11 protein-coding genes and 1 other annotated feature are annotated in these 17246 nt (G+C 42.3%); of the genes, 9 read left to right on the top strand and 2 right to left on the bottom strand.

Annotation, left to right across the window (positions count from 1 at the left end; translation table 11 throughout):
• Positions 1 to 245: 245 nt before the first annotated feature.
• From MAHAU_RS11355 to MAHAU_RS11315, 9 genes are all read left to right on the top strand, one after another.
• Positions 246 to 2240: a beta-galactosidase trimerization domain-containing protein gene (locus tag MAHAU_RS11355; RefSeq protein WP_013781872.1), complete on the top strand. Its 1995-nt coding sequence runs from the start codon at positions 246 to 248 to the stop codon at positions 2238 to 2240.
• A 26-nt stretch (positions 2241 to 2266) separates the two neighbouring features.
• Positions 2267 to 3535: an alpha-L-fucosidase gene (locus tag MAHAU_RS11350; RefSeq protein WP_013781871.1), complete on the top strand. Its 1269-nt coding sequence runs from the start codon at positions 2267 to 2269 to the stop codon at positions 3533 to 3535.
• A 42-nt stretch (positions 3536 to 3577) separates the two neighbouring features.
• Entirely contained in the window at positions 3578 to 5245 is a 1668-nt protein-coding gene (locus tag MAHAU_RS11345; RefSeq protein WP_013781870.1) for a ribulokinase, read from the top strand.
• A 10-nt stretch (positions 5246 to 5255) separates the two neighbouring features.
• A complete protein-coding gene (locus MAHAU_RS11340; protein ID WP_013781869.1) occupies positions 5256 to 6029 on the top strand; it encodes an SDR family NAD(P)-dependent oxidoreductase in 774 nt (257 codons plus the stop codon).
• A gap of 68 nt (positions 6030 to 6097) precedes the next feature.
• Positions 6098 to 6350, top strand: a binding site (T-box leader).
• 73 nt (positions 6351 to 6423) lie between these two features.
• Positions 6424 to 8115: a biosynthetic-type acetolactate synthase large subunit gene (gene ilvB / locus MAHAU_RS11335; RefSeq protein ID WP_013781868.1), complete on the top strand. Its 1692-nt coding sequence runs from the start codon at positions 6424 to 6426 to the stop codon at positions 8113 to 8115.
• 83 nt (positions 8116 to 8198) lie between these two features.
• Complete coding sequence (locus MAHAU_RS11330; protein ID WP_013781867.1) at positions 8199 to 9758, top strand: DUF3794 and LysM peptidoglycan-binding domain-containing protein; 1560 nt, start codon at positions 8199 to 8201, stop codon at positions 9756 to 9758.
• Between the two features lie 143 nt (positions 9759 to 9901).
• A complete protein-coding gene (locus tag MAHAU_RS11325) occupies positions 9902 to 11068 on the top strand; it encodes a CapA family protein (RefSeq protein ID WP_013781866.1) in 1167 nt (388 codons plus the stop codon).
• A gap of 14 nt (positions 11069 to 11082) precedes the next feature.
• A complete protein-coding gene (locus tag MAHAU_RS11320; protein ID WP_013781865.1) occupies positions 11083 to 12021 on the top strand; it encodes an AEC family transporter in 939 nt (312 codons plus the stop codon).
• Between the two features lie 57 nt (positions 12022 to 12078).
• Complete coding sequence (locus tag MAHAU_RS11315) at positions 12079 to 12399, top strand: DUF6951 family protein (RefSeq protein WP_013781864.1); 321 nt, start codon at positions 12079 to 12081, stop codon at positions 12397 to 12399.
• A 245-nt stretch (positions 12400 to 12644) separates the two neighbouring features.
• Here MAHAU_RS11315 and MAHAU_RS11310 read toward each other — a convergent pair whose 3' ends face one another.
• A complete protein-coding gene (locus MAHAU_RS11310) occupies positions 12645 to 14264 on the bottom strand; it encodes an ATP-dependent nuclease (protein ID WP_013781863.1) in 1620 nt (539 codons plus the stop codon).
• A 21-nt stretch (positions 14265 to 14285) separates the two neighbouring features.
• On the bottom strand, positions 14286 to 17246 hold the full coding sequence (locus MAHAU_RS11305) for a type III restriction-modification system endonuclease (RefSeq protein WP_013781862.1): 2961 nt from the start codon (positions 17244 to 17246) through the stop codon (positions 14286 to 14288).

Here is a 17246-nt window from a genome sequence, read left to right as displayed (position 1 = left end):
GTCCCAATAAGCATGGATTGATGCCTGAACGTTATATAAAAGCATTAATGCGGCTAAGGAAAAATATAGACAACGGTGTTTATAGCAAATAGCTTAAATGATGTTGATGATAGCGAGAACTTAAGTCTGATCTTTGCTGGCTAACATACCGGATGAAATGATGGATAGATATCTAGAATATTTGCAAAGCCACTGGAACAGATAACTATAAAGGAGTATAATAAACGTAAAGGAGAGGATGTTTTGTGAGCAATGTTGATCTGCGTTTTAGGCAGATTCACCTGGATTTTCATACAAGCCCGGATATAGAGGGTATAGGCGATGAATTCGATGCTGAAGAATTCGCATCTACACTGGAAAAAGCCCATGTGGATTCGATAACATGCTTTGCCAGATGCCATCATGGAATGCTTTATTATGATTCCAAAGCATTCCCGGAGAGGGTGCATCCCCACTTGGCCAATAAAAATCTTCTCAAACAACAGATAGAAGCTTGTCATCGCCATAACATACGCGTACCTATATACATAACAGTACAATGGGATCAGTATACTTCTGAAGAGCATCCCGAATGGTTAGCTGTAGACGGCGAAGGTAAACCTTTCGGCAACGCATTGTTTGAGCCTGGCTTTTACAGGAAATTGTGCGTCAATTCGCCCTACAGGGATTTTCTGAAAGCATTTACTCAGGAAATATTGGAAACATTTCCGGTAGACGGCTTATTTTTCGATATAGTGCAGCCGACCCCATGTGTCTGCAAATACTGCCGCGCTGAGATGGAGGCGCTTAATCTGGATCCATCTAGCTTAGAAGACAGGCAGAAATATGGCCAAATGATGATAAATGAATTCAAGCGCGATATGACAGCCTTTATAAGGCAGTTTAACAAAAAATGCACCATATTCTACAACAAAGGCCATGTAGGGCCGGCGCATCGCCCGGTGACAGATGCATATACGCATTTTGAACTGGAGAGTCTGCCTAGCGGTGGCTGGGGCTATCTTCATTTTCCCATTGCGGTACGGTATGCCAGAAATCTGGGGCTGGATTGCATGGGCATGACCGGTAAATTTCATACCTCATGGGGCGATTTTCATTCATTTAAGAATAAAGCGGCATTGGAATTCGAATGCTTTCATATGTTGGCCTTAAATGCCAAATGCAGCATAGGCGATCAGCTGGAACCGAACGGTAGATTATCACAACCCGTTTATGACCTGATAGGCTCGGTATATTCGCAGGTAGAAGCCAAGGAACCATGGTGCGTCGGAGCCAAGGCCGTAACCGATATAGGTGTATTTACTCCCGAAGAATTCGAAGGGGCAAATGATATACGGCTCACGCCATCTATTATGGGGGTGACGCGCATGCTCCAGGAAGCCGGGCACCAATTCGATATAATCGATTCACAGGCGGAATTATCAAAATACAAGGTGTTGGTGTTGCCTGATATCATACCCGTATCCGATGAATTTGCGTCTAAATTGGAGAAATACATAGCAAACGGTGGTGCTATCATAGCATCATTTGAATCAGGTCTCAATGAGAATAAAGATGCGTTTAACCTGAGGCCTTTGGGTGTCAAACTGAAAGGCCAAGCCCCTTACAGCCCTGATTTTATAATCCTGCGAGGCGATATAGGCAAAGGATTGCCGCAAACCGAACATGTCATGTATATGAGAGGATTGGAAGTGGAAGCGACAGAAGGCACTGAAGTATTGGCCGAGACGGCCATACCTTATTTCAACCGTACATGGCAGCATTTTTGTTCGCATAGGCATACGCCGTCATCAGGGTCGATAGGTTACCCTGGCATTTTGAAAAACGGGCGTGCCATATACTTCATGCATCCGATCTTCGCGCAATATGAACAAAATGCCCCGCGTTGGTGCAAACAACTTTTCTTGAACGCATTGGACATACTACTGCCCGAACCGGCTGTGCGCCACAGCGGTCCAAGCACCATGATAGTTGCATTGAACGAGCAAGCCGAGCATAACAGGCTGGTATTGCATCTTTTGCATTATATACCCGAGCGGCGGAGCAGTGACATAGATATAATTGAAGATGTTATACCACTATATAATGTAAAGGTGTCGGTAAAGGTAAACGGTGATGTGAAAGTCGTTACTTGTGTGCCGCAGGGACAAAGCATGGCTTTCGAAGTGAAAGATGGCAGGGTTGAGTTTACTGTGCCTGAGATAAACGGGCATCAGATGGTGGCCTTACAGATGGTTTAGCAGTAATTTATGAGGAGGTTTTTATTATGGCATTGAACAATGAAGAGCGCATGAAATGGTTTACCGAGGCACGGTTCGGCATGTTTATACACTGGGGTATATATGCGATACCAGCCAGAGGTGAATGGATAAAGAGCCAAGAGAGAATCAGCGATGAGGATTATCAGCAATACTTTGAAGAATTCAATCCTGTAAATTACGATCCTGTGAGATGGGCTCGGATAGCCAAAGCGGCAGGGCAAAGATATGTGGTTATGACAAGCAAGCATCATGACGGTTTCTGCCTTTTTGACAGCAAGTTTACTGATTATAAGGCTACAAACACGCCTGCCAAAAAGGACCTTGTAAAAGAATATGTAGATGCATTTCGCAATGAGGGGCTGAAAGTAGGATTTTATTATTCGTTGCTGGATTGGCATCACCCCGATTATCCTGCCTATGGCGATGCACACCACCCCATGAGGGACAATGAAGCATACAAGGGGCAACAACGCGATCTGTCAAAATATATAGACTATATGCATAACCAAGTAAAGGAGCTGCTCACCAACTACGGCGAAATAGACGTTATATGGTTTGATTTTTCGTATGATGATATGAAAGGCGAAACATGGAAAGCTACGGAGTTGGTAAATATGGTGCGCCAGTTGCAACCACGCATCATCATAGATAACCGGTTAGGTGGGAATATAAAGGCTAGAAATCCTGAGATATATGCCGGTGACTTTGCCTCGCCTGAGCAGATTATACCGCCTGAGGGCATTACCGACGAAGACGGTAAACCAATACCATGGGAGGCATGTATAACTCTAAATGATCACTGGGGTTATTGTTCTGCCGATAAAAATTATAAATCGCCCAAGCAGATTATAAGGGCGCTTGTGGAATGCGTAAGCAAAAACGGCAATCTTCTACTCAACGTAGGACCGAATGCCAAGGGCGAGATACCAGAAGAATCTATTTATATATTGGAGCAAGTCGGCAAATGGATGGATAAAAACAGCGACAGCATTTATGGGTGCGGTGCAGCTGCGCTGCCTAAGCCGGAATGGGGGCGTTATACACAAAAGGGTAAACTCGTTTATGCACATATATATGATAAAACAGTAGGCCCTATAAATCTGCGAGGCTTAGGCGGTAAGATAAAGAAGGCCCGCCTATTGTCAGACAGGTCGGAAATCAAGGTACATAAGCCATGGAATGCTACTGAATATCCGGATGATGCCTTTATAGACTTTGCAGGGGCATCACTGCCGGATGAAATAGATACCGTGGTAGAATTGGAGCTTAATTGAGCACATATTTATAAGAAAATTAAGACATAAGGGGGAAACGATGTGGCAAAATACACTATAGGTATCGATTACGGTACCGAATCGGCGAGAGCACTGCTATTAAACCTCGATACAGCAGAAGAAGTGGCGACCGCAGCCATGAACTATCCGCACGGCGTCATGGACGAAAGGCTGCCCAACGGCATGGCCATTCCACCGGATTGGGCGCTGCAGCATCCCGACGATTACATAGAAGTCCTAAAACATATAATACCCGAAGTCATAAAAGGTATCGACAAAGAAGAAGTGATAGGCATAGGCATAGACTTCACTTCATGCACGATATTACCCACCAAAAAAAACGGTACACCGCTTTGCGACATAGATGCATACAAAAATAACCCGCATGCATACGTGAAACTATGGAAACATCATGCCGCACAAGACGAAGCCAACCGCTTGAACGAGATAGCCAGACAACGGGGCGAAAGCTTTCTTGAACGTTACGGCGGCAAGATATCCAGCGAATGGGTGATACCCAAAGTGTGGCAGATACTGAACGAAGCACCCGAGATATACGAGGCTGCCGACAGGATCATGGAAGCCACCGACTGGGTCATCATGATGCTGACCGGTAACGAAAAACGGAACAGTTGCACAGCCGGATACAAAGCCATATGGAGCAAAAAAGAAGGATACCCGTCGAACGAATTCTTCGCAGCCCTTGATCCCAGACTAGAACACATTGTAGACGAAAAACTAAGCCGCGAGCTCTACCCTGTAGGCACAAAAGCAGGAGGCCTGACACAAGCGATGGCACAGATGACCGGGCTAAAACCCGGCATAGCAGTCGCAGTAGGCAACGTAGACGCTCACGTATCAGTACCGGCGATGGGCGTCACATCACCAGGCAAGATGGTCATGATAATGGGCACATCCATATGCCACATGGTATTATCAGAACAAGAAATACACGTACCCGGCATATGCGGAGTAGTAGAAGACGGGATAATACCCGGACTATTCGGATACGAAGCAGGCCAATCAGCCGTAGGAGACATATTCGCATGGTTTGTCGAGAACTGCGTGCCGGCAGACTATCAAGAAGAAGCAAAAACCAGAAATATAAACATACACACGCTGCTTACCGAAAAAGCATCGAAACTCAAACCTGGACAAAGCGGCTTATTAGCCATCGACTGGTGGAACGGCAACAGGAGCATACTAGTAGATGCCGATCTTAGCGGAGTGATACTGGGCATGACACTGCTGACCAAGCCCGAAGAAATATACAGAGCGCTGATAGAAGCCACGGCATACGGAACCAGGACCATAATAGACGACTTCAACGAACACGGCGTATCAGTAGAAGAACTATACGCATGCGGAGGCCTACCCGAAAAGAACAAAATGCTCATGCAAATATACTCCGACGTAAGCGGACTACCTATAAAAGTAGCTAAATCCAGCCAGACACCAGCCTTAGGGGCGGCAATGTTTGGAGCAGTAGCAGCAGGCAAAGAACAAGGGGGTTTCGAGAGCATATTCGAAGCAGCGCGCAAGATACCGAAACTAAAAGACGAAGAATACAAGCCGATAGCCGCCAACGCGGCGATATACGAAAGGCTATATCAAGAATACAAAACGCTGCACGATTACTTTGGCAGAGGAGCCAATGACGTGATGAAGCGCTTGAAGGCCATAAAGAAATCGTACAGCGATGAAAGATAAGGAGGAAAAGATGGACGTACTAACTTCCTTCAAACTCAACGGCCGGGTGGCTATAGTTACCGGCGCTGCCCAAGGCTTGGGTAAAGCTATGGCAGAAGCATTGGCTCAAGCCGGCGCTGATGTGGTGATAGCCGATATAAATATGGAAAATGCTGATTCTGCAGCTCAGGAGCTGCAGCGATTTGGTACCGATATTGTGCCTATGAAAGTCGATGTGACCGATCGAGCACAGGTACAACAGATGATCGATAACGTAGGCAAACGTTGGGGTAGACTGGATATACTTGTTAACAATGCCGGTATTGTCCGAAATGTACCAGCGGAAGAGATGAGCGAAGAAGACTGGCACGATGTTATAAACTTGAACCTTAATGCGGTATTTACGTGTTCACAAATAGCCGGGCGCATGATGATACGTCAAAATGGCGGAAATATAATAAATATAGCTTCCATGTCGGGCATTATAGTAAACAATCCGCAGCCGCAAATCTCGTATAACGTATCCAAGGCCGGAGTAATTATGTTGACTAAATCATTGGCGGCGGAATGGGCCAAGTATAATATACGTGTCAATGCTATAGCGCCAGGTTATATGAAGACGTCCATGACCGAAGAAAATCTAAAAACAGATATGGCAAAACAGTACTGGCTGGGATTAACGCCTATGCAAAGGGCGGGCCTTCCTGAAGAATTAGGTGGTGCTGTAGTATATTTGGCTTCGGATGCTTCCAGCTTTATGACAGGCCATACTGTGGTTATCGACGGTGGTTACACAGTGTGGTAGAAAATTTTTCTTGCCATAACCATGAAGTTGTGGTATAGTTGTATCATGAAAATTGTATACATAATTCGTTAAAGACTATGAAGGGGAGAGTAGCTGTCATATGAGAGCTTACAGAGAGCCGGGCCGAAGCTGAGAACCGGCAGCGCGGTGATAGCGAAAGTAGCCCTGGAGTTGCTGAACTGAAATATAAATATAGAGTAGGTTCAGACGGAAGCGCCCGTTATAAGCGCAGGGTATATTTATATGTACCTGTGGAGGTTGTTGCCGCGAGGCAACAATGAAATTGGGTGGTAACACGAAATATAACCTTTCGTCCCTATAAGGACGGAGGGTTTTATTTATATTAAAATTTAGGAAAGGAGGAAGGTCATTCGAAATAGAATGACCGGCTTTAATGAAAATAACCGGAGCAGAAGCTATCATAAAGTGTTTGGAGGAGCAGGGAGTCGATCTGATATTTGGCTACCCGGGTGGTGCTGTTTTGCCGTTGTATGATGCGCTTTACGGTTCCAATATAACGCATATATTGCCATGCCATGAACAGGCGGCTACGCATGCGGCCGACGGCTACGCCAGAGCCAGCGGCAAGGTAGGGGTGGTATTTGCTACCTCCGGGCCAGGCGCTACCAATACCGTTACTGGTATTGCCAATGCATATATGGATTCAGTGCCGATGGTAGTCTTTACAGGTCAAGTGGCATTATCGCTACTGGGCAAGGATTCTTTCCAAGAGGTGGATATAACAGGCATTACCATGCCGATTACGAAACATAATTATATAGTGAAAGATGCACAGCGTTTGCCAAACATAATAAGGGAGGCTTTTAATATAGCCCGTTCTGGACGACCCGGTCCGGTGCTTATAGATGTGCCTAAAGATATACAGACTACCCTACTGGATTATGAACCCGTGTCGGTAGCTACAGGATACGAAAGTTGTAATATATACAGCAAGACATGTATGGATGAAGATGAGTTAAAAGCAAACATAAACCAGGCTGCACGTCTCCTGTCAGAGGCCAACAGCCCAGTTATATATGCTGGCGGTGGCGTTATAATATCGCGCGCTTATGAAGAACTAAAGGCGTTTGCTGAGAAATTGAAGATTCCGGTGGTTTCTTCCCTTATGGGTCTTGGAGGATTTCCTGCCAACCATCCGCTTTTCCTGGGCCTTGTTGGCATGCATGGCAGCCGTTATGCAAATTATACAGTATCCAACAGTGATGTGCTGATAGCTATAGGGGCGAGATTCAGCGATAGGGTTATAAGCAATGTGCAGCGTTTTGCACCAAATGCTAAGATAATCCATATAGATATAGATCCGGCTGAGATTGGCAAAAATATAAGAGTGGATGTGCCGATAAACGGCGATGTCAAGACAATATTGAAGGAATTATTGGATATGGTGCCCGAAAAAGCTTTCAACGGGTGGAATAAACAGGTGCAGCAATGGAGAGAGCAGTATAGGCTGAAAACAGATTTTGGCCCGGGACGGGTAAAACCTCAATATATCGTTCAGAAGATATATGAATTGACGCAAGGTTTTGGCATAGTGACCACTGAGGTGGGCCAAAATCAGATATGGGCCGCTCAGTATTTCAATTATGCAGAGCCTCGAAGCTTTATCTCATCAGGCGGCTTGGGTACAATGGGGTACGGCTTGCCCGCTGCTATAGGAGCGCAGCTTGCCAGACCCGATAGACGCGTTATAAACGTGGCTGGCGATGGAAGTTTTAAGATGAATTCGAATGAATTAGCGACGGCTGTTAAGTATAAGTTACCCATTGTAGAAGTGATTTTAAATAACCATGCTTTGGGTATGGTAAGGCAATGGCAACGCCTATTCTATCAAGGCCGTTTCTCGCATACGACACTGGGCGTTGATACCGACTTCGTTAAATTGGCGCAGGCGCATGGAGCGGAGGCTTTAAGAATAACCAGGAATGAAGAAGTGGAGGATGCGTTGAGGCATGCTTTGTCTATCACCGACCGGCCCACGCTTATAGAATGCGATATAGACAACGATGAAAAGGCATATCCTATGGTGGCACCGGGCGCAGGTATAGACGAAATAATAGATGAATAAAAAAATTTCTCCAATCTAACATATTCTAGGACAGGATGTTATATCTATATTAATAGGAAAATGTGGATTGGAGGAGAAATAATATGCCGCTGGAATTTTTGCGCAGTACTATAAAAACAGGTCAGTTAATAGCTACAGCATCGACCGAATCGGTGGTAGAAGGGGATATAATAGTATCCGATATGAGACCGGACATAGCGAGGGTGCTATGGATAGACGGAACGGTAAACATAAGCAGCAGCGAAGTTATCCAGGATAAGGTGATGATCGAAGGGGCTATAGATTTCGATATAATATATGTGCCCGAGGGAGAAGACGGATTACCGCAAAATATGGAGGGGAGCATATCGTTCAACCAATATATGGATGTACTCGGCGCTAAGCCAAAGGCAAGCTGTGATTTGAACGTTAGGCTTCAGTATATCGATTATACTTTGCTAAATGGCCGTAAATTGGATGTGAAAGCCATAGTGGCCATTGACGCCAATATTATAGACGAAATCCAATTGGATATTGCTTCGGATGTAAGTGGCCTTAGCGATATAGAAGTCCAAAGGCAGGGTATATCCTTGACAAAAGTGGTAGGCAGCGGTTCGTCGCAGGTTTTGCTTCGCCAGGGCGTGGAGCTTCCGGATGATAAGCCTTCTATAAAGGAACTGATATATTATAATATAAAGCCCTTGATAAGTGACTTTACTGTGCTGGATAACAGGGTAAACATTAATGGCATTTTGCATATATTCGCTCTGTATGTTACAGAAGAACAGGATGATCTGATAGAAAATATAGAGGATGACATTGAATTCGAGCATACAATAGATGTGCCTGGAGCATATGTAGGTCTAGACTGTCTGCCCAAAGCGGAAGTAAGCGATATATCGGTGGATATAAAAGAGAATCCGCTGGGGGAAATGCGCATTATAAATCTGGAAACCATGTTGGACTTAAAAGTATCGCTCTTTGAAAAAGACGAGATGGAATTTATAAGTGACATGTATGCTGTAACCGCGGCTCTCAAGACTGAGACGAAAGAGATAAAGCCGATGGAATATCTGGGCTCTGGACGATCTGAAGTCTCATTTAAGGGAATTGCGGCCATATCAGCGGGTCCCGAGGTAGATAAGCTTTATGCCGTCAAAGGCGATGCATTGATATCTGAATGCAGCGTAGAGGACGGCAATATAAATTTAGAAGGATTCGTTAAAGTTGAAGGCCTGTATTCTGCGGCTTATTCCCAACAACTTGTGCATAGTTTTACTCAGGAGATACCGTTTAAGGCGTCTATGAGTATGGACGGCATAAAATCTGACAGCGTTATAAAACTAGATACATTGGTGAAAAACATGACTTACAGCCTTATATCTGCCGATTCGGTGGAGATAAATGGCCAGATTGTTCTGGACGCAGCTATATGGGGCTCAACGCCGGTAAGGGTTATAGTGGATGCACAGGTTTCGGAGGAACCGCCGGAGAAGCCTACCGGAATAATAATTTACTTCGCACAACCAGGCGATACGCTGTGGTCTGTAGCCAAACGCTACAGCACCACTATTGAGAGACTGAGGGCGCTTAATGAATTGGATGATGAAACCGATGTGACTGCAGGCAGCAAGCTCATCATATATAATAATATAGCAGTTTAGATTACAGGCTCTGTATGCTTGGTCATACAGAGCCTATGGCATACACTGGACGGAGTATAAACAAGCCGAAAATATGGACAAGCTGTTGGACTTAGTGTAATTATGCGGTATAATAATAGCAGAACGATTGCAAGGAGAATAATATGCCGCTTAAATATATACTTTGTATAGTATTGACCGTCAGCATGATTATAATAACAGCCGGCTGTTCGTGGCTGTCTCCGACGCCACGGCAACCCGAAGCTCAATCCGAACCGCAGCCGCAACCTGAACAGCAGCCCGTTCAACCTAAGCCAGAACCTTTGCCGCCTCCTCCTCCGGATAAGGACCTGAAACTTGTTGCGGCAGGGGATATAATGCTGTCAGCCAACAGGGCCGCCGGTATACGGATGGCAGAGCATGGCTATAAATACCCGTTTGAAGATGTGAAGGATAAATTCACAGCCGGCGATATAGCATTTGCCAATATGGAAAGCCCCATATCTACGACGGGCAAAAAACTACCTGGAAAAGGCATAACATTTCGCACCGATCCAATTGTGCTGGATGGCTTAAAATATGCCGGCATAGATATAGTGTCGCTGGCGAATAACCATATATTGGATTACGATGATCCGGCATTGCTGGATACATTGCGCTTGTTGGATGAAGCGGATATATACAGGGTAGGGGCCGGCAAAAATATAGGAGAAGCCAGAAGTCCTGCCGTTATAGAAAAGAACGGCTTAAGAGTGGCATTTTTAGCTTATAGCGACATGGCCGATATATACTTCAGCAATGCATATAAAAAGGTATTTGCCGCTGCCGATGATAAGCCCGGAGTTGCGCCTACTGACATTGATATGATACTGGAGGATGTAAGAGCGGTAAGACCACAGGTTGACATAGTAATCGTATCTTTGCATTGGGGTGTAGAGGACAGCAATGACACTACATCTCAACAAAAGGAAATGGCCCACAGCATTATAGATGCCGGGGCAGATGCTATATTGGGGCACCATCCGCATGTACTGCAGGGGGTGGAAATATATAACGGCAAGCCTATAGTTTATAGTTTGGGCAATTTCATATTCGATCAATTGAAGGAGAATAATAAACAATCCATGATACTGGAGATGGACTTTACCAATGATAAATGGACAGCAGCTAAGGCATATCCTATCTATATGCAAGAGAAAGGTCATCCTGTTATAGCCTCCGGCTCAAAAAAGGATGAGATATTGAATAAGATTGCTGAATTATCACAGGATATGGGAACTAAGACTGAGATAACCGAGGATAGCGTTATATTCGATATTGATAAACAATAGAAGAGGATGTCGACTTGTTAATACTAGATTCTATACAAAGCATACTACCTATAATTATAATGATAGCTGTCGGTTATGTGCTAACGCGCAAAGGCTGGTTTAATACAGATACTTCGAATCTATTCTCTAAGCTGGTTACCTCGGTGGCTTTACCGCCTTATATGATCTACAATATCATGAGCACTTATACAAAGGATAAGCTTATAGAGGCAGGACCGGGGCTGATAGTGCCTTTTGCTTCTATAGCTGCTGCATATCTGCTAAGCATGGGGATTTCTGTCGTTTTCAAGATAAAGGAACAGAGGCGGGGGGCATTTCAGTCCATGTTTGCCTTATCAAATACGATTTTTGTCGGCTTGCCTATATGTTTAGCGCTTTTTGGAGAACAAAGCACACCGTATGTGCTGCTATATTATATAGCCAATACGACTATATTTTGGACCATAGGCGTATATGGGATTAGCTGTGATGGGCAACAAACTAAGACGTCCATTTTCAATATAAATACTATAAAACGCATATTCTCTCCGCCGCTGATCGCCTTTATTCTGGCGGTGATTTTGGTTTTGTTGGACGTGCAATTACCACCCTTCATTATGGATACTTGCAGATATATAGGCAATCTTACAACGCCTATGGCCATGCTTTTTATAGGCATCGTTATAGCTACTACGGGCATAAAGGGCGTAAAGATAGATGCGGATATCATAATGCTTATGGCAGGGAGATTTATTATTACACCTATTATCACGCTTTTGTTGTCGTATTTTCTGCCTATGCCGGATTTGATGAGAAAGGTATTTGTTATAATGGCGGCCATGCCGGCTATGGGGCAGACGCCTATACTATGCAAATCATATGATGCTGATTATCAATATGCCGCTGCTGTTGTTACGTTGACTACCATAATCAGCATGATAGCTATACCGCTTTATATGGTTTTTATGGCGTAAGTTTATATACGCTTGCGCACAAGCGTTATTATATTAAATTTGAAGGAGAAGAGAAATATGTATAAGATCACAATAGACCCGGGTATTTGCAGCTTTCCGATTATAGTTAAGGCTGAATCGGATGATATGCAGCACGTTAAACTGCACATCTCAACAGGTTGCTCAAGCATACAGCAGGCTGCGAAAGAGCTCACGGAAGTGGATGCTTACAAAGAGATATTCGTAAAACCGGATCAATCGACGACATATCAGGTTTTATCCAAATATGTGCCGCATCCCAGTTGTCCGGTTTACACAGGTATTTTAAAAGCTATTGAAGTAGCCGCAGGACTGGCATTGCCAAAAGATGCTACTATAAGAGTCGAAAAAATGGATTAAGTAGTTTATCTCATGTTTTAGGCTGGCGGTTATTTATTTCACCGCCGGCCTGTTATTGCGCCTTGCGCATGGTAGAAAATGAAAATCCTGTATATTTGTACGGGAGACTATCGTATAAAATAAAAAATGTACAAAAGAAGCGTTCACATAGGGATTGAAGAAAAACTTAAATGAACAGCTTCAAGCGGGGCAAAAAAGACCACATAAGAGTTTATATACTCCTGTGTGGTCTTTTTAATACTCAGCTAATTTTGTCCCAATAATTCTATAATCAATAGTTTATCTGCAATATCCTTAATAAAATGAGGAATTTCCTCTATATGTTGTGCAATAGCTTTAGCTTTTCCTGGCTTTGAAGAAATATGATATTTTTCAGAAATATTTTGTTCCATTGAAGTATAATCATCTATTGCTGTACGCAAATAGGATTCAAAGTCTTTACCGAAGTATGCATAATCGGCTCGAACGATACAATTTTCAGTTTCTGTATCCCATTCTTCTTCGCAAAAGATGCCATTAAACACATCCCTAGTCTTTGATGCATTCTTGTCACAATCAAATATGGCATAACAATTGTAACCGTATGCTTTAAATAACCTCCAGTACAAGGGGATTGCGTCCTTACCGCGACAATTAACAATTTCAGTTCCATGTTCAGCTAAAGAATACCCACTACGTTTTAAATACACTGGCAGAGCAAAATATTCAGTAGCTCCCTCAACTAAAATGATTGTTTCTGCAAACATTCCTTTTAACTGGTCTGAAAATAGTTTTGTTGAGTAAAAATCAACTATGTTTTCTGGTGACACACAATTCTCTGGAACACCTGACCCTATACAAAAATCGCAAAGTTGTTGAGCAGATAGTTGTATTGCTTTAGTAACCCCACCCTCTTTATGTACTCGCACAAGTCCGTCCAAATATTCCGCATCAATGAATTCTGATGAGTGCGTTGAAATGATTACTTGAATACCACTGGAACACATATCGACAACATATTCTTTTAACCATCTTTGAGCTAAGGGATGGAGATGAGCTTCTGGTTCTTCAATAATCAACACAAAATTTTCACCAGTGAATACTTCCATATATGCTTTAACAAAAGCCATTAATAAGACTTGTTGTTCACCAGTGCCGAATTCTTCAAATCCACGAATATTATCTCCCTCTTTTGCATAGATCCGAAGTGACTTTGCATAATTGTTTGGATCATAGGCTGAAAAATCCACAGCCAATGAATGAACAAAACCTTTTACTGCCCCCTTTAGTGCCTCAGAAAATCGATTAAAAAAACCAGAGAATTCATCAGTCTGTTCAAAGGATGCTGTAATTTGATTAAAGGCTTGTGATAATTCATCCTTGTGTTCTGTACTTAAGGCTTCATGTATTTTCTTTGAAAACTTGCTTAACAAAGAGTAGCTACTACTATAATTAAAAGCACTCTGGATATTTCTTTCAGCATCAATCAAGTAAGATTGACAAGCGGAACGCTGTTCGTTTGTGGGATATATTTTATTTCCACTGCCATCGTGCAAAAGATTATTATTAGCCTGTCCATTATAACCATAACTTACAGCTATAATGTCATGTCCATTTCCTCTATTATCATAAAATAAAGGCTCAGTAAATTTAGCAGTAATATGTGCGGTAGGATATTCACTTTGATTACGTTTAAAGTAATCACTTTCCAACATCTCAATATAAGTTGGATATCTTTCACCAAGTAATCTATTTATAGCTGATAATATATTAGATTTTCCTGCGTTATTCGGTCCGAATAGGACAAGTGGCTTATTTTGAGGAAGTTTAAGAGCCACTCTTTCTATCGACCGATAATGTTTAATTAAAATTGCTTCTAACCTCAACGCTTCACCCCCTAAAGCAAATCACTCTGTCAAAACTTCTTTAATAATCTGAGCCATCTGTTTGTTGTTTAACTGATCACGGAAATAAATAGTGTATCCATCTTTCGAGAGCATATCAAAGAATATACGAGCACAATCAATTTTTACTTTTTCTGTACCGCGTAAGTCGGATTTATTTTCAACGTCTTTTGTTTCGACTACAATGTTAAGCTCTTTCTCACCAGAAGTCCTTCTTACAACATACATGAAGTCTGGACTGTACATTCCACCGGTAATAGTCGGTATGGCAATGCTGCTACGTGGAATTTTTCCATATACAATGACTTCTTCGATGTCCGACATAATATTCTTTTGTTCCAACGGTGAATCATAAGCGAAAGCATCATATAAATACTTCTCACTTGGAGTTCCCGGAGCTATCTTTGTACCAATACGTCCCTGTGCAATATCTTCACGTGGAGAACCGTCTGAATAGGTGAGTGCTGTTGCACCAACAGGCGTATTACTTTTTGCATAATGGAATCGACCTTGCAAATTATTGCTTCTCCAGTCATGAAACTGTTGGATAAACATGCTGACAGAATTTTCATTAATATGTTCTGGATTAATAGTTCCATTCCTCTTTACATACTCACACAATGCCTCATGCAATACTTTAATTGGAATGTTTGTAGCTTTTGTAATCCTCTTAAGAAATTCATTGTAGGGAATAGGTTTGGATACTATATATTGAGCACCTGTATCTGAAACAATCGTCATCTGTGAGCCATCGCTCTTAACGATGTCTCTGGAACTAGTCATGACAACGTCTGTAAAAACACCTGGTTTTTCCAGTAATGATAAAACAACCTTAGCCATATCAGCATCCAAATCATCATCATAGAAAAGTAGGTATCGTTGATTGATTGCTTCCCATAATTCGCGTATTTCACTGTAAACAGCTTTACGAATTTTTACAGGTTTTGTTTTTGCTACATTTCGGTCTTTTACCTTACCTGAAGACAATCCTGTAGCAAAGTCCGGATATTCTGCAAAGAAGGCGTCCTTTGTATCGGGTTTTATATTTAATCGCCTGTCTATGTAATGTTTATCATATAGCGCATCAAAAAGCTCATCTGAAGTCATGCCGAGTTTCTTAGCCACTTGTTCCAATCTTTCTTCGCTAATAGAAGAAGCTTGTGAAATTTCTCCGTTTATTTGGTCTATTAATCGTTTAGCAAAGTCTGCCTCTGTGAAGTCGACAATATAATTAAGCTGGAATTCTTCATTGGAGATTCGATTACCATTCTCATCTACAGGTAGTCGTAAACCTCGCCCAACCTCTTGCAGTTTACTGTTTTCACTTCCACTAGAACGCAGTTTAGCTATCGTAAATACATTAGGATTATCCCAGCCCTCTTTAAGTGTCCATTTTGAAAATAGAAAACGTAAAGTGTTATAGCTACCGTCTTTATTCTTAAAAGAGAGAAGCTGCTTTTTCCCATGAAGGATGGTTTCTACTTCTTTTGCTATATCTTCATCCGAATCGCTATTGTCTTGTGAAAAATAGCCTGCATGGCAAGCAGAAATATCTGCAAGACTTGCTTCCAGATATGCCCGATATTCTGTATCATGCTCACCGAGGGTAGATAGAACCGATTCTATCCGTTCCTTAAGCAATCTCTCAAAAGCTTGTAATAGATAAGGGGTTTTACCTTCCTCGTTTGGTCGGTATGATGATATATCATCGATAAAGAATAATGCCAATGTCTTGATCTTGAAATTGCGACCGCAAAAGTTTGTTTTTTCTGTTTCAAAATGGCGCTCAAGGGCAAGACGCATCATCTGCTCTTGATAAGAAGTCATATAGATATCCACATTCAATTCCTCACCAGTTGACTTTTGAATACCATTAGAAAACTCAACTGTTGATTTGCCAATAGCATGAACCGCAATTCCCTCAAAAGCTTCATTAATGATAGATAGTGAATCTCCAATTTTAAGAGTAAATGTTCTAGTCGATTCATCACGCTTTTTATACTGAAAGGTAATAGAATCCTTGCTTGTGATGGAAGTGATTTTCACCTTTTCTTCACGCTTAGATACTGGTTCAAAATGCTCCTTTGTTACTCCCTTTATCAAATTTTGATTAAAAGACTCACAGGCATTCAAATCATAGAGTAGGTTTTGGTAGTCTTTTACGGTTATTTTGTTTTTTCCACGTCCACTTGTAGTTTCAGGGAAGGTAGCACCAAAGCGTATAATACACTGTGGTTTTATTTCATCAACGATAACCTTAAATGCCTTCTGGTCACGAGAAAATCTGTGTGGCTCATCAATAATAACAACAGGGTTTGTTGCACGAATAGCATCAAGTGGTCTATAAAAACCTTCTACTCCATAATCATAATCGTCACGGCTAAGCATACCATTTGATCGGACAACAAGTAGTTGCATATTAACTAATAATACATAAATCTTCTTCGTGTTCTGGCAAGAACCTTTTACAAAGTCGCTCACAACACTCGGGAAATAGGAGCGCCCTTTTTTCTTGTTTTTTGGCGCTTCTAGTACTCCAACCTCAATTTCTGTACCATAGCCACAAACATCGGAAAAATGTCGCTTTACATATTCATCACGCAAAAACTGTGCTGTTCCCGCTTTAATCGCAAGTGAAGGTACAGCGATAATAAACTTATTAAGTCCGTAACGTTTATGAAGCTCATATATAGTATGTGTATAAACGTAAGTCTTTCCTGTACCAGTTTCCATTTTAATATCAATATTCAAGCAGTCACCAATAGGCATACTGCTTCGATATTCTGCAGGTATATTTTTTTGAATTTCTCTAATGTTTGCAGCTAGTTTAGGATCAGAAAGAGAAATACTTGGATTTTCATAAAATTGTACAGGAGAAGTTATCTGTACCCCATTCAAAGCAGCACTTATTGCATCTACAGCTTTTTCCTGGTGTGGTAATCCTCGTTGTAGGATAAGTTCCAT

The organism is Mahella australiensis 50-1 BON (genome assembly GCF_000213255.1).
Classification (GTDB): domain Bacteria; phylum Bacillota; class Clostridia; order Mahellales; family Mahellaceae; genus Mahella; species Mahella australiensis.
The sequence above is the reverse complement of the archived record's forward strand: the minus strand, read 5'-3'. Positions and strand labels throughout refer to the sequence as shown.

What these genes read in the sequence shown, in the direction of transcription:
- MAHAU_RS11350 (WP_013781871.1), top strand. Translation starts at nt 2,267, where the DNA reads ATGGCATTGAACAATGAAGAGCGCATGAAATGGTTTACCGAGGCACGG.
- MAHAU_RS11340 (WP_013781869.1), top strand. Translation starts at nt 5,256, where the DNA reads ATGGACGTACTAACTTCCTTCAAACTCAACGGCCGGGTGGCTATAGTT.
- ilvB (WP_013781868.1), top strand. Translation starts at nt 6,424, where the DNA reads ATGAAAATAACCGGAGCAGAAGCTATCATAAAGTGTTTGGAGGAGCAG.
- MAHAU_RS11330 (WP_013781867.1), top strand. Translation starts at nt 8,199, where the DNA reads ATGCCGCTGGAATTTTTGCGCAGTACTATAAAAACAGGTCAGTTAATA.
- MAHAU_RS11325 (WP_013781866.1), top strand. Translation starts at nt 9,902, where the DNA reads ATGCCGCTTAAATATATACTTTGTATAGTATTGACCGTCAGCATGATT.
- MAHAU_RS11315 (WP_013781864.1), top strand. Translation starts at nt 12,079, where the DNA reads ATGTATAAGATCACAATAGACCCGGGTATTTGCAGCTTTCCGATTATA.
- MAHAU_RS11305 (WP_013781862.1), bottom strand. Translation starts at nt 17,246, where the DNA reads ATGGAACTTATCCTACAACGAGGATTACCACACCAGGAAAAAGCTGTA.